Source organism: Mycoavidus sp. SF9855, from assembly GCF_024582735.1.
GTDB lineage: Bacteria > Pseudomonadota > Gammaproteobacteria > Burkholderiales > Burkholderiaceae > Mycoavidus.
The window spans coordinates 555,870-582,109 of record NZ_CP102085.1 but is presented as its reverse complement, the minus strand read 5'-3'; the positions used below and the strand labels follow the sequence as shown (position 1 = coordinate 582,109).

Genomic DNA, 26,240 nt, shown 5'->3' with positions numbered 1-26,240 from the left:
ATAGGTCAACACCCTTTATTTATTCCACTGACAATTGCAAATGTAATTGCGAAAACGCTTTTTCACCATCGGAACCGGCATCGCGCTCACTCAGTGCCGCGGGGGCAAGTCGCGCCAATTCGAGGCTGTTCAAGTAATCCGGCGTAATATCATCGGTTAGATAATGGCCATCAAAACAGGCTGCTTCAAAAGACGTGAGCGCCGGGTTCAAGTCGCGCACAGCTTGTTTCATCGCCGTCACGTCCTGATAAATGAGTTGGTCTGCGCCAATGATGCGCGCCACTTCTTCATCGCTACGGCCATGGGCAACAAGCTCACCTCGGGTTGGCATATCAATGCCATAGACATTTGGAAATTTAACCGGGGGCGCCGCAGAGGCAAAGATAACCTTGTTGGCGCCCGCATCGCGCGCCATTTGTACGATTTCATGACTGGTCGTGCCGCGTACAATTGAGTCATCGACAATCAGCACGTTACGTCCTTTAAACTCAACCGGCATTGCATTTAGCTTTTGGCGCACCGACTTTTTGCGCACTGCCTGGCCTGGCATGATAAAAGTGCGGCCTACGTAACGGTTTTTAAAAAACCCTTCACGGTATTCAATGCCAAGCCGATTTGCCACTTGCATCGCCGCCGGCCGGCTTGAATCAGGAATCGGCATCACCACATCAATATCCCCTGCCGATATCACCCGCGCAATTTTTTTCGCTAGATAATCGCCCATGCGCAACCGAGCATTATAGACGGGCACTCCATCCAGACAAGAATCCGGCCGCGCCAAATACACATACTCGAAAATACAAGGATTAAGGCTGGCCTCAAGCGCGCACTGATGGTTATAAAAATCGCCGTCAAGGCCAATAAAAATCGCTTCGCCCGGCGCCACATCGCGCACCAACTCAAAGCCAATACCTTCAAGCGCAACCGATTCAGATGCGCTCATCCATTCGGTGCCCTGCTCAGTTTCACGCTTACCGATACAGAGCGGACGAATACCGTAAGGATCACGAAATACCAACAAGCCATAACCCGCGATAAGTGCGACAATCGCATATGAGCCACGTACGCGCCGGTGTACCCCGCTGACTGCTTTAAACAGCATAGCAGGATCCAACGAATAGCCCGCGCTCGCCATTTGCAATTCATGCGCGAGCACATTGAGCAAAACTTCTGTATCAGAATGGGTATTAATATGACGCCGGTCAATCCGAAACAGCTCGTCTTTTAATTGCCGGGAATTCGTCAAATTGCCGTTATGGGCCAAAATAATACCGTATGGCGCATTGACATAAAAAGGCTGCGCCTCTTCTTGGCTGCTGGCCGAACCTGCCGTTGGATAGCGCACCTGACCAATGCCGCAGGTGCCAGGCAAGGCACGCATATTGCGCGTGCGAAAAGCATCGCGCACCATCCCATTGGCTTTATGCATATAGAAAGTATTGCCATTTGCCGTGGCAATACCAGCCGCATCCTGACCACGATGCTGCAACAAGAGCAAACTGTCATACAGCAACTGGTTAACAGGAGATTTTGAAACTACACCTACAATGCCACACATGGCGGGTCCCTTCAAATGACACCAATTATTACTTGCATTCTTGTTTTAGAACACCTACCCTGACTTGCTAACACCCGCTTGTTGCTTTCTTAGCAACTTTTAGCAACCAGGTAGTTATTTTACTTCATTCGGGGTAGGCGCGCACATAACGCGCTAGCGAATCAGGCAGCAGGTGCTTCATGAGGGACACGCCTGATTGCACATAAGGCCGTAGCAACGCCTCGCGCCAAAACCGCTGCTGTGGCAAATCGGTCATACTGGCCATAGCCGCCAACACCACCACCAGTACAAAGCCGCGCAATAAACCAAATAGTACGCCCAATGATGCGTTGAGCGAGCCTAGTCCAATCGCGCCGACTAATCGGTTTGATAAGGCATTGAGCACATTTGCGGCGAGCAGTACAGCCATCACCAGCAGAGCAAATGCCAACAAAAACTGTGTCAACTCGCCACCCGGCAAGTGCGCCGGCAGATAAGGCGCAACCCCGTTTACACACTTGGCAGCAATGATAAAAGCAGCAATCCAACCAATTAAACCAAAGATTTCAGCAACTAAACCCCGCCATAGACCACGCAAGGCCGAAAGGCCAAGCACGAGCAACACGGTAAAGTCGAATACGGTTAGCATGAGCACCTCTATTTAAGTGTTGGTTTACCAGTTTTGACCTTCATCTGCGCCAGACCTAGCTCACGGATGCGCTTGCTAGCTGCCTCAGCACTCACGCGATCATTAAATGGCCCAGCTCGCACGAGCAGTTGTTGGCTGCCGTTAGCCAGCTTTTTACGCTCCACATAAGCGGGTATGTTAGCTGCTTTTAAGCGCGCAATCCATGCGCGGGCGCGCGGCTCATCATATAAAGTGCCTAACTGAACCGCGAAGCGATTGCTAGGCGCACTGCCGGCAACTCCATTTGTGGTCTGAGGGCTGGCTTTTATACGCGGGTTAACAGGTGCAGAAGGCGCCGTGGCCGCACGCCTTGCGTCCGTCACATTGACAGGCTTTGAAGAATGAGTCGCCGTAACCAGCGGCATATTCGTTACGGTAGGGGGCGAAGCTGGCTTACGAGTTGGCTGAGCGGACCGGCTAGACGCAACGGACAGTATATTCGGTGCAGCCTTGGCCGCTAGACTCGTTGGATTAGGAATAGATTTTTGGGCAGTGGGAAGCGACTCAGGCAAGCGCGAACGAACACCAGATACAGCTGTATCTATGCCCAACGCTGTCGCCGGTGTTATTTTAGTCGGCGCAGCCACGTGAATTGCGATGTCATCAACGTGTGGCCTAGGGCCCGGCTCGAGCACTTTAGACAAAACCACAATGGCGACAGCCACCAGGACTACCGCTCCCAGCAAACGACGACGCGCTCGCCGCTTTTCTAGCAGCAGCGGATCTAGTAGAGCCTCTTGCCCAGTGCGGCGAGCACTGCGTTCACGCTGCGCAGCTTTCTCGCGAGCCAATGCGGCCTTATCCGCGCGGCTCGCTCGCCCGCTAGATGCGTCGCGCGTATCATAGCCCGCACTGCGGCGGCTGTTCTCTTTGTTACCGAACGAGAAAAGTCCCATAAATGGCTTAAACCGCCTTACTTGTATCGTAAAATTTTGGAAGGTCGACCGGTTTATAGCTGGCGTTGTCGATATGCAATGACATCAGCCACCGTGTAGAAAGATCCAAAAACGATAATTCTATCATTCTCCGCGGCATTCGCTAATGCCTTTGCGTAAGCTTGCGCCGGTGTAGCAAAACATTCGATGCGGCGAGGCACATTGGTGGCCGCGGTACGATTCTGATCAACCGCCTGTATTTCATGCAATAGCGCCTCGATCATGGCTGCTGGCGCTGCACGTGGCGTGGGCAGATCAGTGATATACCAGTAATCAATTTCGCCCTTAATCCGCTGCAGGACGGCAGCAATATCTTTATCCTCCATGGCGCCAAATACTGCATAGGTATACGGAAAAAATCCCATATTACTTATATTTTCTGCGAGCGCCGCCACGGCATGCGGATTATGTGCAACATCCAACACCACTGCCGGCTTGCCAGGCAGTACCTGGAAGCGGCCGGCTAATTCAACCCTGGCTAGGCCAAGCCGAATCTCTTGCGCGGCGACCGGCAGTCTGTCGCGCAGTGCTTCAAGCGCCGCCAACGCCGCTGAGCTATTGAGCAATTGATTCGCGCCTCGCAATGCCGGATAAGCAAGCGCCGCCCGCGATAAGGTACGGCCGGTGTAACACCACTGCTGACGCTCATTACCCGCTTGCGCCTGATAACCAAAATCACGGCCAACCAGCCATAAATCTGCGCCAATGCGCTGAGCGTGGTCAATTAAACTGCGCGGCGGTAATGGATCGCCGCAAATTGCCGGTTTGCCAGGGCGGAAGATACCCGCCTTTTCAAAGCCAATTTTCTCGCGCGTGTCACCAAGGTAATGAGTATGATCGAGATCAATGCTCGTAATCACCGCGCAATCTGGATCGATACTATTGACTGCATCTAGCCGCCCGCCTAAGCCTACTTCAAGAATCACGACATCAAGTTTACTGGCGGCAAACCAATGCGCAATCGCCAGCAGCGTAAATTCAAAGTAAGTCAGCGAGATCGGCTCGGCAAAACTATGGCGCGCACGTTCGACCGCTTCAAAGTGAGGCAATAAAGCGGCATCAGAGGCTATCTCACCATTAATACGCGCACGCTCGTTAAACGACAGTAAATGCGGTGAAGTATGACAACCAACACGATAACTGGCATGTAACAAAATAGATTCGAGTAGCGCACAGGTCGAGCCCTTACCGTTTGTCCCTCCGACAGTAATCACTGGACACTTGAAATCCAGCGCGAGCGCATCTTTCACTTTGCTCACCCGCTCAAGACCAAAATCAATACCAATCGGATGGGCTGTTTCGAGATGAGCAAGCCAAGCGGTTAGGGTTGGAAAAGCGATCATTTAGCTGATATGTACTGCTGAATAGGTACTGAGATTAAAGGGTTCGTGATCAAAAAACACCGTTATAAAAACGCTCATATTAGTGAATCATAGCGGCCTAGGCTCTCTAAGAAACAACGGCATCATGCGGTTGTAGCGTAAGTATGGCCAGCAAATGCGCAATTTTTGCGCGCAGTTGACGACGGTCAACGATCATATCAATCGCGCCTTTTTGCAGCAAAAACTCAGAGCGTTGAAAACCTTCCGGTAGTTTCTCACGTACTGTCTGCTCAATCACGCGTGGCCCGGCAAAACCGATTAATGCTTTAGGCTCAGCAATCACAACATCGCCTAGAAATGCGAAACTCGCTGAAACCCCCCCCATGGTTGGATCAGTTAAGACGGAAATAAACGGTAGTTTAGCTTCGGAAAGTTTGGTCAACATCGCCGTCGTTTTGGCCATTTGCATCAGCGACAACAAACTTTCTTGCATGCGCGCGCCACCCGAAGCTGTCACGCAAATAAATGGCGTACGTTGCTCAAGCGCAACTTTCACGCCGCGCGCAAAACGCTCGCCAACGACCGAGCCCATTGACCCGCCCATAAAAGAAAATTCAAAACAAGCCGCGACCACTGGCAAGGTATGGATGACGCCACCCTGTACGACCATCGCATCGGTTTCCCCGGTATCTTCCATCGCTTCTTTAATGCGCTCGGTATATTTGCGACTGTCTTTGAATTTAAGCGAGTCGACCGGCACAATTTCCTGGCCAATTTCATAACGGCCCTCTGCATCAAGCAAGCTATCTAGCCGCGCGCGCGCGCCAATCCGCATATGGTAATCACACTTGGGGCAAACGTGCAGATTACTCTCTAGATCATTGCGATAGAGTACGGCCTCACATGATGGACATTTAATCCATAGCCCTTCAGGCATGCTTTTGCGGCTTGCCGGATCAGTCGGTTTAATTTTAGGTGGCAGTAGTTTATCAAGCCAGCTCATCATCTATCCTTAGTTTCTTGGTTACGCTCTAACTTTACGGCTGTATCGAGCACCTGTCGCATTTGCGCAATAAAATTAATCAGCAATTGTACCGCGTCTGCGGGCGGCGCCTCGGCCAGAAGCTGCACAATACGTCTACCGGTTACCACCGCAGCTAGCTGTGGCTTGCCCATAGCTCTCCCCAAGGCTGACTAGTCAAGTCCGGCAGTGGCACCTTGAAAGTGGGCGGATAGCCAATCTGAGCAAGATATAGGCCATCCGCCATAAAAGTTGGCGCTGCCTGGCGTCGCTCACGCGCCTCAAGCACCGTTTGCAACCAGCTCACCGACTGCCGGTGACGGCCAATTTCAATCAGACAGCCCATGATATTTCGCACCATATGGTGCAAAAAAGCATTAGCACGAAAACGAAAATAAATAAAATGGCCACGCGCTTCGATATCCAACGCATAGAGGTGCTTACAAGGCGATTTGGCCTGACATTCAGAGGAACGAAAGGCGGAGAAATCATGCTCGCCAAGCAGCACGCATGCAGCGGCGCGCATGGCTGTCAGGTCAAGTTCTGCCTGATACACCCAACCGGCACGGCCAGCCAATAGGGGTGAGCGAATAGGATGCGAGTACAGCATATAGTAATAAGTACGCTCATATGCGCTAAAACGCGCATGAAACTCTGCAGGTACATGCTGCGCCCACTGCACGGCAATGCTAGCCGGCAAAAAAGCATTGACCCCGCGCACCCATGCAAATATCGGGCGCTGCGCTTCGGTGTCAAAATGCACCACTTGGCCCAACGCGTGCACGCCTGCATCTGTACGACCCGCCGCCACGGTCTTCAGCGGACGGGTAGCAAATAACGCCAATGCGCGTTCAAGCGCATCTTGCACCGTGTTGCGGTGCTGCTGCGACTGCCAGCCGGAGAACGTCGCACCATCGTACTGCAAGCCTAAAGCAATGCGCATCGCAGTTTACGGTCTAAAGCCGCAGTGCGGGTTAAACTTCATGCTGCGGCCAACAAAATTCGCAGCATCCGCCGCAAAGGTTCAGCCGCGCCCCAAAGTAACTGGTCGCCTACGGTAAAGGCGCAGAGATATTGAGCGCCCATCGCGGGCTTACGCAACCGGCCAACCGGTACGGATAACTTACCCGTTACAGCAGCCGGCGTAAGCTGGCTAAGCGATGCAACGCGTTCATTCGGCACCACCTTCACCCAGTCATTTGCCGCGGCCAATATATTTTCGATCTCGGCCAGCGGCACATCTTGCGTGAGCTTAATCGTCATTGCCTGTGCATGACAACGCATCGCACCAATGCGCACGCAAATACCATCAACGGGTATTGAACCGGCCATGCCCAATGAGGGCTTGCCAAGAATCTTATTGGTTTCAGCCGCCCCTTTCCATTCTTCGCGCGACATACCCTGTCCTAGATCCTGGTCAATCCATGGCAGCAGTGAACCCGCCAGCGGTGCGCCAAACTGAGCCACCGGCATCTGCTCACTGTTCATTGCCGCCAGCACACAGCGATCAATGTCCAAGATTGCGGCGGCCGGATCAGCCAGGCTTTGATTGGCTGCGCCATATAGCACGCCCATTTGTTGCAGCAATTCGCGCATATTCTGCGCGCCAGCGCCAGAAGCGGCCTGATAGGTCATCGCACTGACCCATTCGATTAAGCCCGCATGAAAAAGACCACCGAGCGCCATCAGCATGAGACTGACCGTACAATTGCCGCCGATGTAATTTTTAATGCCACGGCCTAGTGCATCTTGAATAACATCCGCATTCACCGGGTCTAGGATAATCACCGCATCCTCTTGCATGCGCAGCGAAGAAGCAGCGTCAATCCAATAGCCATTCCAGCCAGCCGCACGCAGCTTAGGGAATATCTCAGCCGTGTAGTCGCCACCTTGGCAAGTTATGATAATGTCGCACTGCTTGAGCGCCTGCAACTCATACGCATCTTTCAGCTTGATTTCATTTTTAGCGAAAGGTGGCGCCGCTGCGCCAACATTACTCGTACTAAAAAATAACGGCTCGATCAAGGCAAAATCGTTTTCTTCGCACATGCGCTGCAATAAAACTGAGCCCACCATGCCACGCCAGCCGACAAAACCAACTATTTTCATCTTTTTACTCATTTAAAAATCCGCTCACGTCACTGCGAGAGCATCCTATATGGCTAGCGCTGCTCGATCGGTTTTGCTTCGCGCGGTGTCTGCCCAACGAAAAGCTGGCGTGGCCGGCCAATTTTTTGATCCGGCTCGGAAATCATTTCATTCCATTGCGCAATCCAGCCAACCGTGCGCGCCATCGCAAAAATACAGGTAAACATCGAAGTCGGAATACCCAACGCGCGCTGCACAATGCCTGAATAAAAATCAACATTAGGATAGAGTTTGCGCGAGACGAAATATTCATCTTCCAGCGCAATTTTTTCTAGCTCCATCGCCAATTTGAAGAGTGGTTCGTTCTGCAAGCCCAACTCTTCAAGCACATCATGGCACGTCTCGCGCATGAGTTTAGCGCGTGGGTCATAATTCTTATAGACGCGATGGCCAAAGCCCATTAACTTTACACTTGAGTGCTTATCCTTGACCTGCTTGATAAATTCTGAAATCCGCTCTGGCGAGCCAATTTCTTCTAGCATATTGAGTGCAGCTTCATTCGCTCCGCCATGCGCCGGTCCCCATAGACAGGCAATGCCTGCTGCCACGCAAGCAAATGGGTTAGCGCCCGATGACCCGGCAAGCCGTACCGTTGACGTTGAAGCGTTCTGCTCATGGTCAGCATGTAAGATCAAAATGCGGTCAAGAGCGCGCACCAATACCTCGTTAACCTTATACTCTTCGCATGGATTGGCAAACATCATGCGCATAAAGTTAGCGCTATATGACAATTCGTTGAGTGGGTACACAAACGGCATGCCAATATTATATTTATACGCCATTGCAACCAACGTCGGCAGCTTAGCAATTAACCGGATGGCCGATACTTCGCGATGACGGGCATCGTTAATATTCAATGAGTCATGATAAAACGCGGAGAGGGCACCGACACACCCCGTTAATACTGCCATTGGATGCGAGTCCCGCCGAAAACCCCGGAAAAAAAACTGCATCTGCTCGTGCACCATCGTATGCTTAGTGACCAGTTCGTTAAATTCCCGTTTCTGTTCGAGCTTGGGTAAATCGCCTTTTAAGAGTAAATAGCAAACGTCCAAAAAATCGCCATGCACTGCAAGTTGCTCAATCGGATAGCCGCGATGCAAGAGTTCGCCGTTGTCACCGTCAATATAGGTAATGGCCGAATTGCACGCTGCCGTGGACATAAAACCTGGGTCATAGGTAAATTTACCGGTTTGTCCATATAGCTTGCGAATATCAATCGCATCGGGGCCCTGGGTACCCTGGTAGATTGGCAGTTCAACGCTGGGCGAGCCATCACTAAAAGAAAGCGTCGCTTTTACATCGGATGGAGTCATAAGCGTCCTCAAGTTAAAAAATGGCATAGCGGGTGTTGCCAAAAAAAGCAGGCCGTGAACCTGTTTAGATTCTGCGGTAAAATTAGAATGGGTTGTTCATTTAACTGGCGCGTAACAGCGCCAATACACGTAATCCATCCGCGCTGGCGAGTTCGCCTTGCGGCTGCGATCGAGCAAGAAGTAAGTCTAACAAATCGTTATCGCTAAGCTCCAACAGCTGAGTCAGCGCCCCTACGTCAGCATCGCTCAGCGTATGCTCATAACGACTAAAAAAACGTTCAATGATGAGATCATTTTCCAGCAGCCCGCGCCGCGCGCGCCAACGCAATCGGGCCCGTTGCACGGGGTCTGCTTGATGAGAAACAGTTTCCATTTTAAATGCCCGCTTCAACGTCTATGCTTAAATTGCACGGCGCACCATGAGTTCTTTGATTTTACCAATTGCCTTAGTTGGATTCAGCCCCTTCGGGCAGACATCAACGCAATTCATAATCGTGTGGCAACGGAACAAGCGATAAGGGTCTTCCAGGTTATCCAGGCGCTCGCCGGTCGCACGATCCCGACTGTCAGCAATAAAACGATACGCTTGCAATAAACCAGCGGGGCCAACAAATTTGTCTGGGTTCCACCAAAAACTCGGGCAAGAAGTCGAGCAGCTAGCGCATAAAATACATTCATACAATCCATCCAGCTCATTACGTTCTTGTGGAGATTGTAAACGCTCTTTCTCTGGTAGTGGCTCATCATTAATCAAATAGGGCTTGATTGAATAATATTGATCAAAAAAATGCGTAAAATCGCAAATCAAATCACGTACTACGGGCAACCCTGGCAACGGCCTTAGCGTAATTCGCTGCGGCAGCTCATTCATATTGGTTAGGCAGGCAAGCCCATTTTTACCATTAATATTCATCGCATCCGAGCCGCATACGCCTTCGCGACATGAGCGGCGAAAGGCGATCGATTCATCCATCGATTTCAGCTTGATCAATACATCGAGCAGCATTTTGTCATGCGCGTCGAGCTCAAGCTCGTAAGTTTGCATGCGTGGTGCTGCGTCCTGGTCTGGATCATAGCGATAAATCTCAAAAATACGTTTTGTCATCTCGAACTTCCGTTGGCCTAACCTAGCATGCAGGCACACTGTATCAACTGATTGCGCTTGATGCTTTTGTCAGACATATCTAGCAAAAATAGGCAGCACTTAAAAGGTGCGAGCCTTTGGCGGTATCGTTTCAACTGTCAGCGGCTTCATTTGCACGGGCTTATATTCCAAGCGATTATCCGCGCTATACCAAAGAGTATGGTGCAGCCAATCTCCGTCATCGCGCTCTGGATAATCGCGATGCGCATGTGCGCCACGGCTTTCTTTACGCGCTTCGGCTGAAGTCATCGTGGCACGTGCAACTTCAATCAAATTAGCCAATTCCAGTGCTTCGACCCGCGCCGTATTAAATACTTTTGATTTATCTCGCAAGTGCACATGTTTAACGCGCTCAGTCAACTCGCTCATTTTTGCAACGCCTGCTGCGAGTAATTCACTGGTCCGAAAAACGCCTGCATGAGCTTGCATGGCCTGACGAATATCGCCCGCAATATGCTGTGTATACTCACCAGTCGTGCTTACCTCAAGCTCAGCTAACCGCGCCAACGTACGTTCGGCCGCATCAGCTGGCAGCGGTTTATGCTCCGCTTGAGCCTTCACTTGCTGAATAATATGGTTACCTGCAGCCCGGCCAAATACAACCAAATCCAGCAATGAATTAGTGCCGAGACGATTAGCGCCATGCACCGATACGCACGAACATTCGCCAACAGCGTAAAAACCACTGACTGGGGTTTGACTATTACCTTCTTTGCCAACCACCTGGCCATTAATGTTGGTCGGGATGCCGCCCATTTGATAATGAATTGTAGGCACCACTGGAATCGCCTCTAAAATACAATCCACATTGGCAAATTTAAGTGCGATTTCACGGATTGATGGCAGTCGTTTAACAATGGTTTCAGCCCCAATATGCGATAGATCCAATAGCACATGGTCTCGCTGTGGCCCACAGCCGCGGCCTTCCTTGATTTCTTGGTCCATCGCGCGGGAAACAAAATCGCGCGGAGCAAGATCTTTCAGAGTTGGCGCATAACGCTCCATAAAACGTTCGCCGTGGACATTGCGTAAAATTCCACCCTCGCCACGCACCCCCTCTGTAATCAAGACGCCAGCGCCTGCTACCCCAGTTGGATGAAACTGCCAAAACTCCATATCTTGGAGAGGAATACCGGCTCGTGCAGCCATGCCAAGACCATCGCCCGTATTGATGAATGCATTGGTTGAAGCCGCATAAATACGGCCAGCGCCACCCGTTGCAAAGAGTGTGCACTTGGCTTCCAAAATATAAACCTCACCCGTTTCCATTTCGAGCGCAGTCACGCCAAGCACGTTGCCCTCTTGATCGCGGATCAGATCAAGCGCCATCCACTCAACGAAGAAGTGAGTTTTTGCTTTAACATTTTGTTGATAAAGCGTATGCAGTAATGCATGACCGGTTCGATCCGCCGCGGCACAAGCGCGCTGTACGGGTTTCTCGCCATAATTTGCAGTATGCCCACCAAACGGGCGTTGATAAATCGTACCATCAGGGTTACGATCAAACGGCATGCCAAAATGCTCAAGCTCATAAACTGCACGTGGCGCCTCACGACACATGAATTCAATCGCGTCTTGGTCACCGAGCCAATCTGAGCCTTTAATCGTGTCATAAAAATGATAATGCCAATTATCTTCACTCATATTGCCCAGCGAGGCGCCAATACCGCCTTGAGCTGCAACGGTATGTGAGCGAGTTGGGAACACCTTAGATAATACGGCGACCGACAAACCCGCTTGCGCCAATTGCAAAGAGGCACGCATGCCCGAGCCTCCCGCACCGACAATCACTACATCAAAACGCCGGCGGGGTAGCGTACTCTTAATTGCGGCCATTCTTATACTCTCCACAGAATCTGCACGGCATAACCTGCACATACAAGCAGCCATACGATCGTCAACACTTGCAACGTAAGCCGCACACTAAGCGGCTTCACGTAATCCATCCAAATATCACGCAGGCCAACCCAAGCATGATAAAAAAGCGCCAGCAATGCAACAAAAGTAGCTGCCTTCATCCATTGCGCAGCAAAAATCGATACCCAACCGTCATATGAAAAAGCTTGCGCAGCAAAAAACCAGACGAGCAAAATAAGGGTATAAATCGCCATCACCACGGCGCTCACCCGTTGCGCCAGCCAGTCGCGCAAACCGTAATGTGCGCCCACCACGAGGCGCTTTGGGCCAAGATTATTTTGGCTTGCCATTTAAAAAACCCCGAATAGTTTGAGCGCAATAGCAAACGTGACTATTGACGAAAGGACGAATACAACAGCAGCTGTCTTCTTACTGGCGGCTTTAGCCACCCCATAATGCATATCCATCAGCACGTGACGAAGACCTGCAAAAAAATGAAATGCAAATGCCCAAATAACCAACAAAAGGCTTAACTTGACCAGCACACCGCTCGCGAAACCCTTTAGCACCTCGAAGCTCGTTGCAGAAGCCAGGCTTTGCTCGAACAAATACAAAGAAAACGGCAAGGAAAGAAAAAGCAGCGCCCCGCTAATACGATGCAAAATCGACACCATCCCTGCTAACGGAAGCCGGTAACTGAGTATCTGCCTAATTCCAATATTACGAAATTCCGGCCTTGGTTTTTTGCTAGCTTCAGCCATACGGTTAAACCTCATTGAATCACACAGCCCGAGATTTTAACGCGTTTTCTGCTTGTCTGACACTATAGAGACTTCGATAACTCAAACCTGCGCACGAGACCCTTTGCAAATAGAGGGGTTAAGCAAGTTATAAGGCCGGTTAAAAAATTTAAATTCTTGAGAGTTTGAACGGCGGAAGAGCGCTTGTCGTACTCTCATGTTCAATTAAAAACTAAACAACGCATCATCGGACCTGGCGATCACCATAAGTATAAGGCACTAGATCAATGCTTAATAGCGGGTGACCTAGTACCAATCGTCTCAAAAGAATCTCCGCATTATTTGGCAATCGTCTTACTGCTTCCCCTATTGAGGAAACAGTAAAATTTTCATAAGAAAAACTTACAACAAGGTATGGTTTATTTAGAGGTTGGCGCCTCTTTATTGATTTCAATATGAGCTAACGATCCAGCTGAATCCCGGCACTGCTTGTTCGCATAGGTCGACTGTAGCCTCTGCAGTCGAGCCTGTGCAGCTCTCTTCTCTACCGTCGCTGCATTCCCCAAATCCATAAAAAACCAAGGCACAAGTAAAAATGCCCCCGTCACTCCTAATACAAGATTCTGTGCCGTTTGACGATGTCCATCTGACTCACTCGTGTTTAGCAGTATCTGCACTTGCTGGATTTCTTCCGAGAGTGACTGGCAACTCTTGGTTTCATCTCCTATCTGTGCGATTGGCACCGGATTGGCTATGCTGCGCATACAGCCGGTTAAAACAAAGTTTATAGCCAGTCCCATGGCGAGTACAGTTTGATACCTTTTCATTATTTTAGCCCTATTTAAACAGTAATTGATTAAGAGTTGCTTTGAATAGATTGGGAATTGTACTTGTTTTATTTTCCGCAAACAAATTTTTCGTTCATATTTCTAAAATATAAAAAATTTATTTAGAAAATATAAAATATTTATAATGAATAATTTTCTATTGAAGGCAGCTGACGACTGAAGACATGAATCAAAAGTCAATACCCACAAACATACTCATTAAATTAGCTTAAATCATTCTGAATAAAACGCGTCAGTTACATACCAACCGCGCCGAACTTCAATCGGCCGGTCGCCATAGGTATAAGACACTCGATCAACGCTTAATAGCGGGTGACCTGGTTCAACACCAAGCACTGCTGCAACCTCATCAGCAGCGGCTAGCGCACGAATTTTTTCCGAAGCGCGAATCATGCGCGTACCAAATTCTGTTTCAAATAGTACATAAAGCGGCCCATGATACGCAACCAACCGCTCTAGCGTCAGGCCCCTGAATAAATTGCCTGGTAACCAAATTTCATCGAAGACGGCAACAACTCCACTAAACTGCAGAGTACGTTTGATGAGTACAACTGGCTCATTGGGTTGAAGCTCGAGCGGCCGAGCAATCTCAACCGGTGCACGTAGGCGCCGGCACTCAAGCAAATGACTTTCGTATACGTTCGGCACGCCCGCTTCCGGCAGTAAGCGCAAAAAACGAAATTGCGCACGCGCTTCACTATGCGTCGCAACAAAAGTGCCTTTGCCTTGTCGGCGGATAAGCAAATTTTCAGCAGCCAACACACTGATTGCTTTGCGTACAGTTCCTTGACTGACTTTATAGCGCGTGGCAAGCTCAACCTCACTCGGAATCGGTTCACCTGGCTTCCACTCACCGACCTCTAAACTCTGTGTAATGAGAGCTTTTATTTGTTGATAGAGAGGGCTAAAGGTAGGAGAAAGCGGCAACTCTACCTGTGCGCTGCGCTCAATTTCAGTAGTCGCCTTCGACAAAGTGGCAGAACGAGTATTCATTGTAGTATTGGATCACAGCGCACTCATACCGTCTACCCGCTGCTTTAATTTATATGTCTTATATAAGATACATGATAATGTTGACTTTCAAGACAGTGGCTTTTAGACTTGGGATCAATTAGGCGCCGCGCCGCCTACACGCGGATTGTTCAATGACTCATTCAGGAAATAATTATGTCTAAACCTGCAAAGCGTATCGCCATCTCCGGTGCTGCCGGGCAAATTGCTTACTCGCTGCTCTTTCGTATTGCCAATGGCGATCTACTTGGTAAAGATCAGCCTGTAATTTTGCAACTGCTGGATCTGCCGCAGGCTCAAGCAGCCGTGAAAGGGGTGGTGATGGAGCTTGAGGATTGCGCCTTTGGACTGCTGCAAGACATTATTATTACAGATGATCCTAAAATTGCTTTTAAGGACGCCGATTTTGTTTTGTTAGTTGGTGCACGACCGCGTTCAAAAGGGATGGAGCGCAAAGATCTACTTAGCGCCAATGCTGAAATCTTTACCGTGCAAGGCCGCGCTTTAAACGAGGTAGCCAGCCGCAATGTCAAAATACTAGTGGTCGGCAACCCCGCTAACACCAATGCCTACATCGCGATGAAATCTGCGCCCGATTTACCGCAGAAAAATTTCACGTCAATGATGCGCCTTGACCATAATCGCGCTTTGTCGCAACTCGCCGCTCAATCGCGTACCCCAATCACAGACATTGAGAAGATCATTGTGTGGGGCAATCATTCGCCTACGATGTATCCCGATTTCCGTTTCACCACGGTTAACGGCGCTAGCTTAAAGCAGATGATCAATGACGAGACCTGGAATCGCGAGGTTTTTATGCCAACTGTTGCTAAACGCGGAACCGCCGTGATCGAGGCGCGTGGCTTGTCGTCAGCAGCCTCCGCAGCCAATGCAGCGATTGATCATATGCGCGACTGGGTACTGGGCAGCAACGGGCGCTGGGTTAGCATGGGCATTCCATCCAATGGAGCCTATGGCATTCCTAAAGATGTGCTCTATGGTTTTCCAGTGACGACAGCAAACGGAGAGTACACTTTGGTGTCAGATCTTGAGATCGATACGTTTTCACGTGAGCGGATGGATCTGGCGCTGCAAGAATTGCTCGAAGAACAGAACGGTGTAAAGCATCTGCTTGGGTAGTCGCGATTGTTGTTGCTTGAAGTTACGATAGATAAGGAGACTTGTATGAGAACCCTAGTTATCGCTGTCCTCACTTATCTATTCGCTATCGTACCGGGGGTGCTAGCGAGCAATGCTGTGGCGCACACAGCGCAAACCGCCACCTCCTCAAAAGCATCCGCTAAGGCCGAGCGCTTGCGCATCAAGCATGCCGCACACAAAAAAACGGCTGCTAAGCCAGTGAAATGGTCGTGTAAAGGCAAAGAAACACTCTGGATCACCGGCGATATGCAGCGCGACCAAATCCTCACCATGCGTTGGGGCCGTAAAAACTACCAACTGCCGCGCGTCCGAACTACGACTGGTGCTGATCGTTTCTATGATCCGGCTAGCGGTATGAATTGGATTGTTATTCCGTCCAAAGCAATGCTATTCAATGATAAAGGCCAGCATAAAAGACGCCTTGCCGATGAATGCAAGTCACCCGCAATGATTGCTAAGGATACTCCCGCTCCAACCCAAGCAGAGGCAATCCGCAAAGCTCACTAACGAACGGTCGTTCGCAAATCATAGCGCGGACGCTTTCCCGTACTGACGCACATTGCTATAAACGCAATGCATAAGTGGGAAAAAGCGGCGCATAGGATTTGCGATTTCTGCCCATAAGGACAAAATGGTTCACACTCTTTACAACACACTCAAAGAATTTGATAGCGGTACTGGCACCGGTGCATTTTACTCGCTGCCGCAGCTAGGTCAGGCGCTTAAACTTAAGCTTGAGCGCCTGCCCGTTTCAATCAGGCTCATACTTGAGTCGGTCTTGCGTAACTATGACGACCTCAAAATCACTCGCACGCATATCGAGCAACTCGCAAACTGGAAGCCCAATGCAATTCGCACTGAAGAAATTCCGTTTGTTGTCGCGCGCGTCGTTTTACAAGATTTCACAGGTGTGCCGCTACTGGCCGATATTGCAGCCATGCGCGATGTGGCTAAACAAATGGGGCAGGATCCAAAATCGATTGAGCCACTGGTGCCTGTTGATTTAGTGGTGGATCACTCAGTTCAGGTCGATTATTTTCGCCGCAAAGATGCGCTCGATTTAAATATGAAGCTGGAGTTTCAGCGCAACCAAGAGCGCTACCAGTTCATGAAATGGGGCATGCAAGCGTTTGATACATTCCGCGTGGTGCCGCCTGGCATTGGCATTGTCCACCAAGTCAATCTTGAATATTTTGCACGGGGTGTGCACCAGAAGAAAGATCTAACGGATCCTCGCCACAACGCCATTTACTACCCCGATACGCTAGTTGGTACGGATAGCCATACAACCATGATTAACGGTATTGGCGTGATTGGCTGGGGAGTCGGTGGTATTGAAGCGGAAGCAGCCATGCTCGGTCAACCAGTATATTTGCTGACCCCTGATGTGATTGGCTTTGAGTTAAAAGGCCAACTACGTGAAGGTCTCACTGCCACCGACCTGGTACTGACAGTGACTGAACTCTTGCGCAAAGAAAAAGTCGTCGGCACATTTGTTGAATTCTTCGGCGAAGGGGCCGCTTCAATCGCCGTACCGGACCGGGCAACCATCAGCAATATGGCGCCCGAATATGGGGCTACGATGGGTTTTTTCCCAGTAGATGATAAGACTATCGAATATTTTGAAAACACCGGCCGTACCCCACAAGAAATTGACGCGTTCCGTAATTACTTTAAAGCGCAGCACCTCTATGGCATGCCCGCGGCCGGTCAAATCGACTATACCCGGATCGTCACGCTGGATCTAGCTACCGTAACTCCCTCACTGGCTGGCCCTAAGCGGCCGCAAGACCGCATCGAGCTTGGTCAGATGAAACAAACTTTCACTGAACTCTTCTCAAAGCCAATCACTGAAAACGGTTTTTCTAAAGACAACAGCGTGCTCGATCAAGCCTATAAGACCGGTGATGGCCTGCCAATTAAAAACGGCGACATCTTGATTGCTGCGATTACGTCCTGTACCAACACATCCAATCCAAGCGTGCTGCTTGCCGCTGGCTTACTTGCCAAGAAAGCGGTTGAAATGGGCCTTAGTGTCGCCCCGCATATTAAGACTTCTCTGGCGCCTGGTTCACGCGTTGTTACCGAATATTTAAATGCAACCGGCCTCACGCCTTATCTTGAGAAGCTCGGTTTTACACTCGCCGCCTATGGCTGTACAACGTGTATTGGCAATGCAGGCGACCTCACGCCAGCCCTTAACGAGGCAATCATCCAGCACGATCTCGTGGCCGCTGCCGTGTTATCGGGTAATCGCAACTTCGAGGCACGGATTCACCCGAATCTGCGGGCCAATTTTCTGGCCTCGCCTCCGCTGGTAGTAGCATATGCAATCGCCGGTACGGTCATGCGCGATTTAATGACTGAACCGCTTGGCCAGGGTAAAGGCAAGGATGGAAAAGTACGAGATATTTATCTCGGCGATATCTGGCCATCAAGCCATGAAATCCATCAATTGCTCAAGGTCGCGCTGAATGCAGAAGTATTCAAAAAAAACTACGCGCAGCTTACCCAAAAAGGCGATTTGTGGAGCAAGATTGAAGGCACTGAAGGCCAAACTTATAACTGGCCAAAATCGACTTACATCGCACAGCCACCCTTTTTTACTGATTTTAGGATGCAGCCTGCGGCTCATCAGACTAGCGTCAAAGGCGCGCGCGCACTCGGTATTTTTGGCGATTCAGTCACGACTGACCACATCAGTCCAGCCGGCGCGATCAAAGAAACCTCCCCTGCTGGCTTATGGCTGCAAAAAAATGGCGTGCTTAAAGCCGATTTCAACAGTTATGGTTCACGCCGCGGCAACCACGAAATTATGATGCGCGGAACCTTTGCCAATGTCCGCATCAAAAATTTGATGGTGCCGCTGCAGGCAGACGGTACGCGCGTTGAGGGCGGAATTACCCTGCATCAACCCAGCTCAGAATTGCTATCCATTTATGATGCAGCCATGCGCTACATTGATGAAGGCGTGCCAACCATTGTCTTTGGTGGTGAAGAATACGGCACAGGCTCCTCGCGCGACTGGGCGGCCAAAGGAACTCAATTGCTCGGCGTAAAGGCTGTGATTGCCTGCAGCTTTGAGCGAATTCATCGCTCGAATTTAGTCGGGATGGGGGTTTTGCCGCTGCAATTTATGAGTGGCGTAAGCGCGCAAACGTTAAATCTACAGGGCGATGAAAGCTTTGATCTTGAGGACTTTGAGCACATCAAGCCACAGCAGCACGTTACGCTCACCATCCACCGCGCCAATGGCGTGCTGCAACGCGTGCCTTTATTGCTGCGCATCGATACGCCGATTGAAGTGGATTACTACCAACATGGCGGTATTTTGCCGTTTGTGCTGCGTTCGCTGCTCACTCATTAAATCCGCTACCATCATTGGGTTACTTTTAATGTGAGGCAACTCGTAGTAGAAGTATACTTTTTTTTCGTGTATGCTTTTCAAAAAGCTGGATTCAATGCAATAGGCTCCCTCCCGTGGGAGGGAGCCTATACGTTGTTAAGCAATATAAAAATAATAGAAGTTTTTGATGTCCGTTATAAAAAACATGATGAAATGGATGGACCAGAATTAACAACCATGATTGGTTAAATTCTGGCTTGGAAACTGGATAAATGATTAAATCCAGCACCGCATTAAAAAGCAAGAGGAGACTTTTAGAATGAGTAATCCGTTTGATGACCCCAATGGTGTTTTTTTGGTATTGGTTAATGCCGAAAACCAGCACTCGCTATGGCCTAACTTTGCTGAAGTACCCGCAGGCTGGCAAACCGTGCATGGACCCGATGCGCGCCAAGCATGTCTTGACTATATCGAAACGAACTGGGCCGATATGCGCCCTCAAAGTCTGATTGAAACTATAGGTGGCTAATAATCGGCACACTTCACTCTAGGGTGAAGGTGTTTTTTGGGGGTATAGCGACCTGCATCAAAGCGCTGCTCACGATCGTGAGCAGCGCCAGCTGAGTTAAGTCAGGGCGGTTACAAACAAAATAACGCTAACTGATTAGAGAGGAGAGGCGGATGTTAATGGCGCAATACTTAAAGCAATATTTTCGGCCTTTGTTAGTGACGGCGACCCTTTCTTGTATCGGCGCCATGTTAACCATCGGCCTACTTGCCTATATCAATCGACTGGCGACGGAAGGATTGCCGCAAGCACATTGGAATTGCCTTGCGGTGGGATTGGGATGGTTCGTTGCACTGTGCCTAGTCAATGGCATCGCGCAGATTATCCTAGCAAGGCTCGGTAGTGAATTTGTGGCTCAGCTACGTAAAGATTTATCCAAGGAATTCATTAGAGTTGAATATCACAAGCTGGCCAATCATAAATCATCAATCTTCGGCGTTTTGATTGAAGACATTAACCGTATCGGCCCACTGGTCTTACTCGCGCCACATCTTGCCTACAATATCGCCCTTGCTCTGGTCTGCGGGATTTATCTGCTCACGCTGTCAAGCCCGCTTTTCCTCGCTTTGATGGCGGGCTTAAGCCTTCCTCTCGGACTTTCATTCTTTTTAGTTAAATCAAGTCGCGTGCAATTCGATGCGATGCGACGTAGCGAAGAAGCGCTGTTTGAGCATTTCCGCACGATTGCTGATGGCAAGAAAGAAATGCTCTTGAGTCAAGCACGCGCCGAACACTTTCATAAGGTGCTTTTGCAGCCAGCCATTGCACAAGCACAAACTTTCATGCGGCAAGTCCATCTGCGCTGGAACGTGAATGAAGCGTGGACATCCGCAGCGTCATACGCTATCGTGTTTATCGTTGTCTATCTAGGATACGCAGCATTCGCGCTGCCCTCCGACGTCATTGTGCGCTTTGTCATCGGCGCGCTGTTTATGGTGGGGCCTTTAATTTTTGTGATCCACGCGGGCCAACCGGTGGGTGTTGGCCTGAGCAGTTTGCGTCATATTAGGCGCGTTGGTCTAGACCTGCGATCTGAACTTGCTAAGCCAGTTGCAGAGCCACAAGTGAATATTGACTGGCAGTTTATTCACGCCAGAGATCTATCCTATTGCTACCAAGAAAGCGAAATGGGCCAAGGAGTCGGCCCCCTCACTCTAAGTATCCGCCGCGGTGAAATGGTCTTCATCGTGGGTAGTAATGGCAGTGGTAAATCCACCCTGATGCATTTGTTGTGTGGCTTATTGCCGCCCAATTCAGGGCAACTCTGTCTTGACGAATATCCTGTTCCATACGGATCAAGCGCATACAGGGAACGTTTCTCCAGTGTTTTTGGCGACTTCTTTCTTTTCCCCCACGTGCTTGATTCGAAAGGCGATACCCTACCTGATATTCGGACACGTGCGCTATTGCGCGACTTAAAATTAGAGAAGCAATTGCATGTGGAGCATGGCAAGCTTTCGCATACAAATCTTTCGACGGGACAGCGTAAACGTTTAGCGCTCCTGCAATGTTACGCTGAAGATCGAGAGATTTGTCTGTTCGACGAGTGGGCCGCGGACCAAGATCCACGCTTTCGAGAACATTTCTATCTTACCTTGCTGCCGCAGCTTAAACAGCAAGGAAAAACACTGATCGTTATCAGCCACGATGACCGATATTTCCACCTGGCAGATCGTTTGGTCAAACTGGAAGATGGCCACATTGTTTTCAATGACGCTCCTATGCCGAACATGTCTGCCGTGAATAATCTAGCTGTTGGCTCACTCGCATGACGTGATCGACTTATTTTGATAGCGAGCACAATCAATAATAGAGAATCCTATATTAAACATTACTTAGGTGTACTAGTTGAGATCTGATCTGACAGTTATCGAGACTATCGGTTTTTGCCCCTGCCTAGCTTACGCTCCAGTATGAGCAGCAATGAATTCTTTCAAAGACTGCACATCAGGCGGCACCACTTTGAAGCGCACCGGCAACTCTTCAATACCGGCGAATGCAGCAGGCCTTGCAGGGTCTTGCCCCAACGCCTCGCGAATGGCCGCACTGAATTTAACCGGCTGCGCCGTTTCAAGCACCACCATCGGTACGCCAGGCTCTAGATAACGGCGAGCCACCGTCAGGCCATCGGCAGTATGTGTATCAATCATGGTGGCATAGCGCGCATAGATATCTCCGATGGCCGCCATACGCTCTTGATGCGAACTCCGGCCTGAAACAAAGCCAAACTGGTTAATGCGCGCAAAATCGCTGCTGCCCGATAAGTCAAAGCCTTTCTTTGCTTCAAGTTCATTAAATAGCTGCCGCACACGCGCTGGATCACGCTCAAGCAGATCAAATACAAAGCGCTCAAAGTTCGATGCCTTTGAAATATCCATACTCGGGCTGCTCGTATGATACGTACGCGCAGCGTCGCGGATGCGGTAAATGCCCGTACGAAAAAATTCATCCAGCACGTCATTTTCATTGGTCGCTACAACAAGTTTATCAATCGGCAAGCCCATCATGCGGGCAATATGTCCCGCGCACACATTACCGAAATTACCCGAGGGGACACAAAACGAGACTTTAGGGAGTGACTGGCCACTCCCCCCCTGCCCCACTACTGTTGCAGTAGATCCAGCCGGAAAAGCCTCAGTGGCTCCTTCTGCGCAAGTAAGCATTGGCTCAGTTGCCGCCAACCAACCTTTCACGTAGTACACAATTTGCGCAACTACCCGCGCCCAATTGATCGAATTCACGGTACCAATCTTATGCCGCGCTTTAAACGCGTGATCGTTTGAGACCGCTTTGACTAAATCTTGGCAATCGTCAAACACCCCGGCAACCGCAAGATTGAAGATATTCGGATCTTGCAAGCTATACATCTGTGCGCTTTGGAACGCACTCATTTTTTGATGGGGCGAGAGCATAAAGACACGAATACCCTGCTTGCCACGCATCGCATATTCGGCTGCGCTACCTGTGTCGCCTGAGGTTGCGCCAAGGATATTGAGCTGCTCGCCTGATTTTGCCAGCATATACTCAAATAGTTGGCCAAGCAGTTGCATCGCTAGGTCTTTAAATGCCAGCGTAGGGCCATTGGATAGCTCAAGCAGGTAAAGAGGTGCGCCTTTTTCAGCACCCAAAGCTTTAAGAGGTGTGATCTGTGTCGCCCTCTCAGACTCACGCGCATGGCTATATATTTGAGCCGTATAGGTGCGGCGCGTAAGCGATCGCAAATCATCAGCAGGAATATCGTCACAGAATTTTGCGAGAATTTCATAGGCAAGATCTGCATATGACAGGCCTCGCCAGCGCTGAAGTTCGTCCCGTGTAATCGAAGGGTAGACCGCCGGTAGATACAACCCACCATCTTCAGCTAGGCCGGCAAGCAAAATATCGGTAAAGGTCCGGCGCTCGTCCGCATGAGCACCACGGGTAGAAATGTAGTTCATGCACTAACACTCTTCATTTAATGTTTCAATCCGCAGTTTAGTCATTTGCGGCATCACCGTCGGCAATGCACTCATTTTCTCAATCGCCGTGTTTATTTGCTTTTCAAGTGTCAGATGGGTAATTAAAATTAAATCATCCGTCTGACTGCCGCCCGCGCATTCAGGCAGATGGGATTTTTTTTGCAACAGAGCATCAATTGAAATGTCGTTATCAGCAAGAATCTTTGTGATGTTAGCCAATACCCCTGTCACGTCCGCCACGCGCAGCCGTAAATAATAACCACATCTCGCTTCACTGATTGGCAAGATTGCCAATTTTGATAGTCGATCCGGCTGAAATGCCAGAGGCGGCACACGATGGCTTTGATCTGCAGTCTGCAGGCGGGTCACATCAATAAGATCGGCCACCACAGCAGAGGCCGTAGGCTCCCCTCCCGCGCCCTTGCCATAATAAAGTGTCGAACCTACTGCATCACCGTACACCACGACTGCATTCATCGCCCCTTCCACATTCGCCAACAAATGTTTAGCCGGGATCAAAGTTGGATGCACGCGCAACTCAATTCCATCTGCAACACGCCGTATAATACCCAGTAGCTTGATTCGGTAACCCAATTCTTCTGCATATTGAATATCAAGGGCCGCAAGTCCTTGAATACCCTCAATATATGCGCTCTCAAACTGTACTGGCACGCCAAAAGCAATCGCACTCATCAGCGCTGCTTTGTGGGCAGCATCTATGCCCTCAATATCCATGGTTGGATCAGCTTCTGCGTAACCAAGGCGTTGAGCACGATTTAGCGCTACCTCAAAATCAATTCCGTGCTCGCGCATTTCAGACAAAATAAAATTTGTTGTGCCATTGATAATGCCAACAATCCATTGAATTCGGTTAGCGCTTAAGCCTTCACGAAGAATCTTGATAATCGGGATACCACCGGCGACAGCGGCCTCGAATGCGACCATCACTCCGTGCTTACGCGCCATGGCAAAAATCTCAGTGCCATGGACCGCAAGCAGGGCTTTATTAGCGGTCACGACATGCTTGCCCTGTGCGAGTGCACGCAACACTAATTCTCGCGCAATCGTGGTGCCACCAATGGCCTCTACCACAATATCAAGGGTTGGATCGTCGACCAATGCATGAGCATCTGTATCCAATACAACTGAATCGGTTGCACCCAGTATTGCCCGCGCTTTACCGATATCGCGTACGGCAATTCGTTTAATTTCAATACCGCACCCGGCCCGGCGGCTAATTTCGCCGTGATTGCGCAGGAGCACACTCCATACGCCCTGACCGACAGTGCCAAAACCCAAAAGCCCGGTTTTAATTGTTTTCATCTAAAAACTTACCTGTACAGAAAAATTGAGGAACGTGCGCTAAAACACCGTAATCGAATCTTTGTTGACTAAATCGAATCTTCGTTGACTATTTAGCATCACTAGTTCCTGAACGCTACTCTTGTTAAGTAGGTCAACTTCGCCAAAACTACATTCTAGTGAAGCGCCCTTCATTTTACATAGTAGGGGGGCGCACCATAAGTAAAAAATACAGACCAGACAGGAAACCCTTAATGAGCACTTTTTCTTTAGGCACATTTGCTTTTACGCGCAAACTTTGGCGGCAACTTGCAAACCGGCCTAGAAGCGACAGTCCGCTACATTATTCGCCAAGCCAGAACTCTCTCTGGTGGCATTGGATGGATAAGCGCATTGGCATTATTCCGCTGCCTGTATATTGTCTAGTTGTGATTTGCTTGGGTATTTTACTCACGCTGGGTAAAATCTCAGGCGATATTTCAATTATGATTGCCATTCTTGCAGTATGTGGCTTTACCTGCGCCGAACTAGGAGCGCGCATTCCAGGCCTACGTAGAATCGGAGGACCCGTTATTGTCGCCACCTTTTTGCCCTCCTGCTTGGTGTATTATCAATTACTGCCTAATGAGTTAACCCAATCAGTCAAAGATTTTTGGCAAACGACCAACGTATTATATTTGTTTATTGCTTCCGTTGTCGTTGGCAGTATTCTTAGTATGGACCGCCAAGCTCTGGTCAAAGGCTTCGCTAAAATTTTTCTGCCACTCGCTGCTGGCTCAGTCATTGCCGCGATTGTAGGTACCCTCACCGGAATGGCCTTTGGCTTAGGCGCGCATCATACTTTCTTCTATATTATTATCCCAATTATGGCCGGCGGCATTGGTGAGGGGGCCATTCCGCTTACCCTTGGCTACGCTGACATTTTGAACCTACCACAAGGGCAATTATTTGCTCAGATTGTACCCGCTGTCATGCTCGGCAATTTGACTGCCATTATCTGCGCTGCCTTACTCAACCAATTGGGCAAGCGCTATAGCCGCTATAGCGGGGAAGGTCGTTTGCATGCAAGTGACACTGGCATTTTAGCAAAGCACGCCGATGCTTCTACCGTTACAGTTGAACATATTGCAGCCGCCGGTATGGTCGCCATCTGTTTATATATGTTGGGCATGCTAGCGCATAAATTGATTGGCCTGCCGGCTCCTGTCGCCATGCTATTTTTGGCTGTGCTCGCTAAATTAACTTATGCGATTTCACCAAAATTAGAAGATGGCGCACGCACTGTTTATCGTTTCTTCTCTAGTACTGTGACTTACCCACTGCTGTTTGCAATCGGCGTCACAATTGCACCCTGGGACCATTTAATGGCTGCTTTCACAGTGGCTAACATCATCACGATTGTTGTCACCGTGGTGACCCTTACGACAGTCGGCTTCTTTGTTGGGCGTTGGGTAGGGTTATATCCGATTGAAGGGGCCATTATCAATGCCTGCCACAGCGGCATGGGAGGGATTGGCGACGTAGCTATTCTCACCTCTGCTAATCGCTTACAGTTGATGCCATTTGCGCAAATGGCAACTCGTTTAGGTGGCGCCCTGACGATTACTGTTGCGATTATTTTGCTCGGCACCATAACCTGAAGGCGGTATCCTTTGCAGATCAAAACTTTGTAAAGGATGCAGTTGCTTGCATAAACTGCGTAGCCGCCCCCATTAGGTCGCATCTTTCTTGGTTATATTTAAAACGTAATCCACTATATAAACGGTTTTTATTATTTATATGTACTAGTTCTGAGCTCAGCTGACAACTGCATCTTTCAAATCAGGTAACTGTCAGAT

General features: G+C 49.7%; 24 protein-coding genes and 1 pseudogene. 7 read left to right on the top strand and 18 right to left on the bottom strand.

All coding sequences use genetic code 11. The features are described 5' to 3' along the window. Positions 1 to 19: 19 nt before the first annotated feature. The 16 genes and pseudogenes from purF to NQD60_RS02450 all read right to left on the bottom strand — a co-directional run. On the bottom strand, positions 20 to 1,558 hold the full coding sequence (gene purF / locus NQD60_RS02525; RefSeq protein ID WP_257100930.1) for an amidophosphoribosyltransferase: 1,539 nt from the start codon (positions 1,556 to 1,558) through the stop codon (positions 20 to 22). A gap of 124 nt (positions 1,559 to 1,682) precedes the next feature. Beyond that, positions 1,683 to 2,186, bottom strand: coding sequence for a CvpA family protein (locus NQD60_RS02520; RefSeq protein WP_257100929.1), 504 nt, complete (start codon positions 2,184 to 2,186; stop codon positions 1,683 to 1,685). 8 nt (positions 2,187 to 2,194) lie between these two features. Beyond that, the gene (locus NQD60_RS02515) at positions 2,195 to 3,121 is read right to left on the bottom strand and encodes an SPOR domain-containing protein (protein WP_257100928.1); all 927 of its coding nucleotides are present in this window, start codon (positions 3,119 to 3,121) and stop codon (positions 2,195 to 2,197) included. A gap of 53 nt (positions 3,122 to 3,174) precedes the next feature. Then, positions 3,175 to 4,503, bottom strand: a complete 1,329-nt coding sequence (gene folC, locus NQD60_RS02510; protein WP_257100927.1) for a bifunctional tetrahydrofolate synthase/dihydrofolate synthase — start codon at positions 4,501 to 4,503, stop codon at positions 3,175 to 3,177. Between the two features lie 106 nt (positions 4,504 to 4,609). Then, the gene (accD, locus tag NQD60_RS02505) at positions 4,610 to 5,485 is read right to left on the bottom strand and encodes an acetyl-CoA carboxylase, carboxyltransferase subunit beta (protein ID WP_257101240.1); all 876 of its coding nucleotides are present in this window, start codon (positions 5,483 to 5,485) and stop codon (positions 4,610 to 4,612) included. Further along, entirely contained in the window at positions 5,485 to 5,658 is a 174-nt protein-coding gene (locus NQD60_RS02500) for a hypothetical protein (RefSeq protein WP_257100926.1), read from the bottom strand. Before NQD60_RS02500 ends, accD begins: the two co-directional genes overlap by 1 nt. Next, the gene (gene truA / locus NQD60_RS02495) at positions 5,640 to 6,446 is read right to left on the bottom strand and encodes a tRNA pseudouridine(38-40) synthase TruA (protein ID WP_257100925.1); all 807 of its coding nucleotides are present in this window, start codon (positions 6,444 to 6,446) and stop codon (positions 5,640 to 5,642) included. The genes NQD60_RS02500 and truA overlap by 19 nt, the downstream gene beginning before the upstream one ends. A gap of 38 nt (positions 6,447 to 6,484) precedes the next feature. Beyond that, positions 6,485 to 7,612, bottom strand: coding sequence for an aspartate-semialdehyde dehydrogenase (gene asd / locus NQD60_RS02490; protein ID WP_257101239.1), 1,128 nt, complete (start codon positions 7,610 to 7,612; stop codon positions 6,485 to 6,487). Between the two features lie 53 nt (positions 7,613 to 7,665). Further along, a complete protein-coding gene (locus tag NQD60_RS02485; RefSeq protein WP_257100924.1) occupies positions 7,666 to 8,967 on the bottom strand; it encodes a citrate synthase in 1,302 nt (433 codons plus the stop codon). A 100-nt stretch (positions 8,968 to 9,067) separates the two neighbouring features. Continuing rightward, positions 9,068 to 9,340, bottom strand: coding sequence for a succinate dehydrogenase assembly factor 2 (locus NQD60_RS02480; protein WP_223693871.1), 273 nt, complete (start codon positions 9,338 to 9,340; stop codon positions 9,068 to 9,070). A 27-nt stretch (positions 9,341 to 9,367) separates the two neighbouring features. Next, positions 9,368 to 10,072 carry a succinate dehydrogenase iron-sulfur subunit gene (locus NQD60_RS02475; RefSeq protein ID WP_223693868.1) on the bottom strand — a complete coding sequence of 235 codons (705 nt, stop codon included), beginning with the start codon at positions 10,070 to 10,072 and terminating at the stop codon, positions 9,368 to 9,370. A 99-nt stretch (positions 10,073 to 10,171) separates the two neighbouring features. Continuing rightward, the gene (gene sdhA / locus NQD60_RS02470) at positions 10,172 to 11,947 is read right to left on the bottom strand and encodes a succinate dehydrogenase flavoprotein subunit (protein ID WP_257100923.1); all 1,776 of its coding nucleotides are present in this window, start codon (positions 11,945 to 11,947) and stop codon (positions 10,172 to 10,174) included. A gap of 2 nt (positions 11,948 to 11,949) precedes the next feature. Then, positions 11,950 to 12,318, bottom strand: coding sequence for a succinate dehydrogenase, hydrophobic membrane anchor protein (sdhD, locus tag NQD60_RS02465; protein WP_257100922.1), 369 nt, complete (start codon positions 12,316 to 12,318; stop codon positions 11,950 to 11,952). Then, positions 12,319 to 12,729, bottom strand: coding sequence for a succinate dehydrogenase, cytochrome b556 subunit (sdhC, locus tag NQD60_RS02460; protein ID WP_257100921.1), 411 nt, complete (start codon positions 12,727 to 12,729; stop codon positions 12,319 to 12,321). It abuts the gene before it with no gap. 398 nt (positions 12,730 to 13,127) lie between these two features. After that, positions 13,128 to 13,535, bottom strand: a complete 408-nt coding sequence (locus NQD60_RS02455; RefSeq protein ID WP_257100920.1) for a hypothetical protein — start codon at positions 13,533 to 13,535, stop codon at positions 13,128 to 13,130. Positions 13,536 to 13,759: 224 nt separating this feature from the next. After that, positions 13,760 to 14,474: pseudogene (locus NQD60_RS02450) on the bottom strand (GntR family transcriptional regulator); the annotation flags it as partial. 249 nt (positions 14,475 to 14,723) lie between these two features. Between NQD60_RS02450 and NQD60_RS02445 the strand changes: the two are divergent. The 6 genes from NQD60_RS02445 (at position 14,724) to NQD60_RS02420 (ending at position 21,414) form a co-directional block, all read left to right on the top strand. Continuing rightward, positions 14,724 to 15,707 (top strand): malate dehydrogenase, encoded by a 984-nt coding sequence (locus NQD60_RS02445; RefSeq protein WP_257100919.1) that lies wholly within the window; start codon positions 14,724 to 14,726, stop codon positions 15,705 to 15,707. Between the two features lie 45 nt (positions 15,708 to 15,752). After that, positions 15,753 to 16,235 (top strand): hypothetical protein, encoded by a 483-nt coding sequence (locus NQD60_RS02440; RefSeq protein WP_257100918.1) that lies wholly within the window; start codon positions 15,753 to 15,755, stop codon positions 16,233 to 16,235. A 124-nt stretch (positions 16,236 to 16,359) separates the two neighbouring features. Continuing rightward, positions 16,360 to 19,095: an aconitate hydratase AcnA gene (gene acnA / locus NQD60_RS02435; RefSeq protein ID WP_257100917.1), complete on the top strand. Its 2,736-nt coding sequence runs from the start codon at positions 16,360 to 16,362 to the stop codon at positions 19,093 to 19,095. A gap of 30 nt (positions 19,096 to 19,125) precedes the next feature. Beyond that, positions 19,126 to 19,323: a hypothetical protein gene (locus tag NQD60_RS02430; protein ID WP_257100916.1), complete on the top strand. Its 198-nt coding sequence runs from the start codon at positions 19,126 to 19,128 to the stop codon at positions 19,321 to 19,323. Positions 19,324 to 19,393: 70 nt separating this feature from the next. Beyond that, positions 19,394 to 19,603, top strand: coding sequence for an MbtH family protein (locus tag NQD60_RS02425; protein WP_257100915.1), 210 nt, complete (start codon positions 19,394 to 19,396; stop codon positions 19,601 to 19,603). 152 nt (positions 19,604 to 19,755) lie between these two features. Continuing rightward, entirely contained in the window at positions 19,756 to 21,414 is a 1,659-nt protein-coding gene (locus NQD60_RS02420; protein ID WP_257100914.1) for a cyclic peptide export ABC transporter, read from the top strand. Between the two features lie 129 nt (positions 21,415 to 21,543). On the opposite strand, the gene NQD60_RS02415 is transcribed toward NQD60_RS02420, so the two are convergent. Continuing rightward, positions 21,544 to 23,079, bottom strand: coding sequence for a threonine synthase (locus NQD60_RS02415; protein WP_257100913.1), 1,536 nt, complete (start codon positions 23,077 to 23,079; stop codon positions 21,544 to 21,546). A gap of 3 nt (positions 23,080 to 23,082) precedes the next feature. Then, positions 23,083 to 24,423 (bottom strand): homoserine dehydrogenase, encoded by a 1,341-nt coding sequence (locus tag NQD60_RS02410; RefSeq protein ID WP_257100912.1) that lies wholly within the window; start codon positions 24,421 to 24,423, stop codon positions 23,083 to 23,085. Between the two features lie 233 nt (positions 24,424 to 24,656). On the opposite strand from NQD60_RS02410, the gene NQD60_RS02405 reads away from it, so the two are divergent. Further along, the gene (locus NQD60_RS02405; RefSeq protein ID WP_257100911.1) at positions 24,657 to 26,042 is read left to right on the top strand and encodes a 2-hydroxycarboxylate transporter family protein; all 1,386 of its coding nucleotides are present in this window, start codon (positions 24,657 to 24,659) and stop codon (positions 26,040 to 26,042) included. Positions 26,043 to 26,240: the final 198 nt, after the last annotated feature.

Excerpts from the sequence above, each read along its gene's own strand:
- NQD60_RS02455 (WP_257100920.1), bottom strand. The coding sequence starts at position 13,535 with ATGAAAAGGTATCAAACTGTACTCGCCATGGGACTGGCTATAAACTTT.
- NQD60_RS02445 (WP_257100919.1), top strand. The coding sequence starts at position 14,724 with ATGTCTAAACCTGCAAAGCGTATCGCCATCTCCGGTGCTGCCGGGCAA.
- folC (WP_257100927.1), bottom strand. The coding sequence starts at position 4,503 with ATGATCGCTTTTCCAACCCTAACCGCTTGGCTTGCTCATCTCGAAACA.
- acnA (WP_257100917.1), top strand. The coding sequence starts at position 16,360 with ATGGTTCACACTCTTTACAACACACTCAAAGAATTTGATAGCGGTACT.
- NQD60_RS02500 (WP_257100926.1), bottom strand. The coding sequence starts at position 5,658 with ATGGGCAAGCCACAGCTAGCTGCGGTGGTAACCGGTAGACGTATTGTG.
- sdhC (WP_257100921.1), bottom strand. The coding sequence starts at position 12,729 with ATGGCTGAAGCTAGCAAAAAACCAAGGCCGGAATTTCGTAATATTGGA.
- sdhA (WP_257100923.1), bottom strand. The coding sequence starts at position 11,947 with ATGGCCGCAATTAAGAGTACGCTACCCCGCCGGCGTTTTGATGTAGTG.
- sdhD (WP_257100922.1), bottom strand. The coding sequence starts at position 12,318 with ATGGCAAGCCAAAATAATCTTGGCCCAAAGCGCCTCGTGGTGGGCGCA.
- asd (WP_257101239.1), bottom strand. The coding sequence starts at position 7,612 with ATGAAAATAGTTGGTTTTGTCGGCTGGCGTGGCATGGTGGGCTCAGTT.
- NQD60_RS02420 (WP_257100914.1), top strand. The coding sequence starts at position 19,756 with ATGTTAATGGCGCAATACTTAAAGCAATATTTTCGGCCTTTGTTAGTG.
- purF (WP_257100930.1), bottom strand. The coding sequence starts at position 1,558 with ATGTGTGGCATTGTAGGTGTAGTTTCAAAATCTCCTGTTAACCAGTTG.
- NQD60_RS02425 (WP_257100915.1), top strand. The coding sequence starts at position 19,394 with ATGAGTAATCCGTTTGATGACCCCAATGGTGTTTTTTTGGTATTGGTT.
- NQD60_RS02405 (WP_257100911.1), top strand. The coding sequence starts at position 24,657 with ATGAGCACTTTTTCTTTAGGCACATTTGCTTTTACGCGCAAACTTTGG.
- NQD60_RS02480 (WP_223693871.1), bottom strand. The coding sequence starts at position 9,340 with ATGGAAACTGTTTCTCATCAAGCAGACCCCGTGCAACGGGCCCGATTG.
- NQD60_RS02415 (WP_257100913.1), bottom strand. The coding sequence starts at position 23,079 with ATGAACTACATTTCTACCCGTGGTGCTCATGCGGACGAGCGCCGGACC.
- NQD60_RS02440 (WP_257100918.1), top strand. The coding sequence starts at position 15,753 with ATGAGAACCCTAGTTATCGCTGTCCTCACTTATCTATTCGCTATCGTA.
- NQD60_RS02520 (WP_257100929.1), bottom strand. The coding sequence starts at position 2,186 with ATGCTAACCGTATTCGACTTTACCGTGTTGCTCGTGCTTGGCCTTTCG.
- truA (WP_257100925.1), bottom strand. The coding sequence starts at position 6,446 with ATGCGCATTGCTTTAGGCTTGCAGTACGATGGTGCGACGTTCTCCGGC.
- NQD60_RS02485 (WP_257100924.1), bottom strand. The coding sequence starts at position 8,967 with ATGACTCCATCCGATGTAAAAGCGACGCTTTCTTTTAGTGATGGCTCG.
- accD (WP_257101240.1), bottom strand. The coding sequence starts at position 5,485 with ATGAGCTGGCTTGATAAACTACTGCCACCTAAAATTAAACCGACTGAT.
- NQD60_RS02475 (WP_223693868.1), bottom strand. The coding sequence starts at position 10,072 with ATGACAAAACGTATTTTTGAGATTTATCGCTATGATCCAGACCAGGAC.
- NQD60_RS02515 (WP_257100928.1), bottom strand. The coding sequence starts at position 3,121 with ATGGGACTTTTCTCGTTCGGTAACAAAGAGAACAGCCGCCGCAGTGCG.
- NQD60_RS02410 (WP_257100912.1), bottom strand. The coding sequence starts at position 24,423 with ATGAAAACAATTAAAACCGGGCTTTTGGGTTTTGGCACTGTCGGTCAG.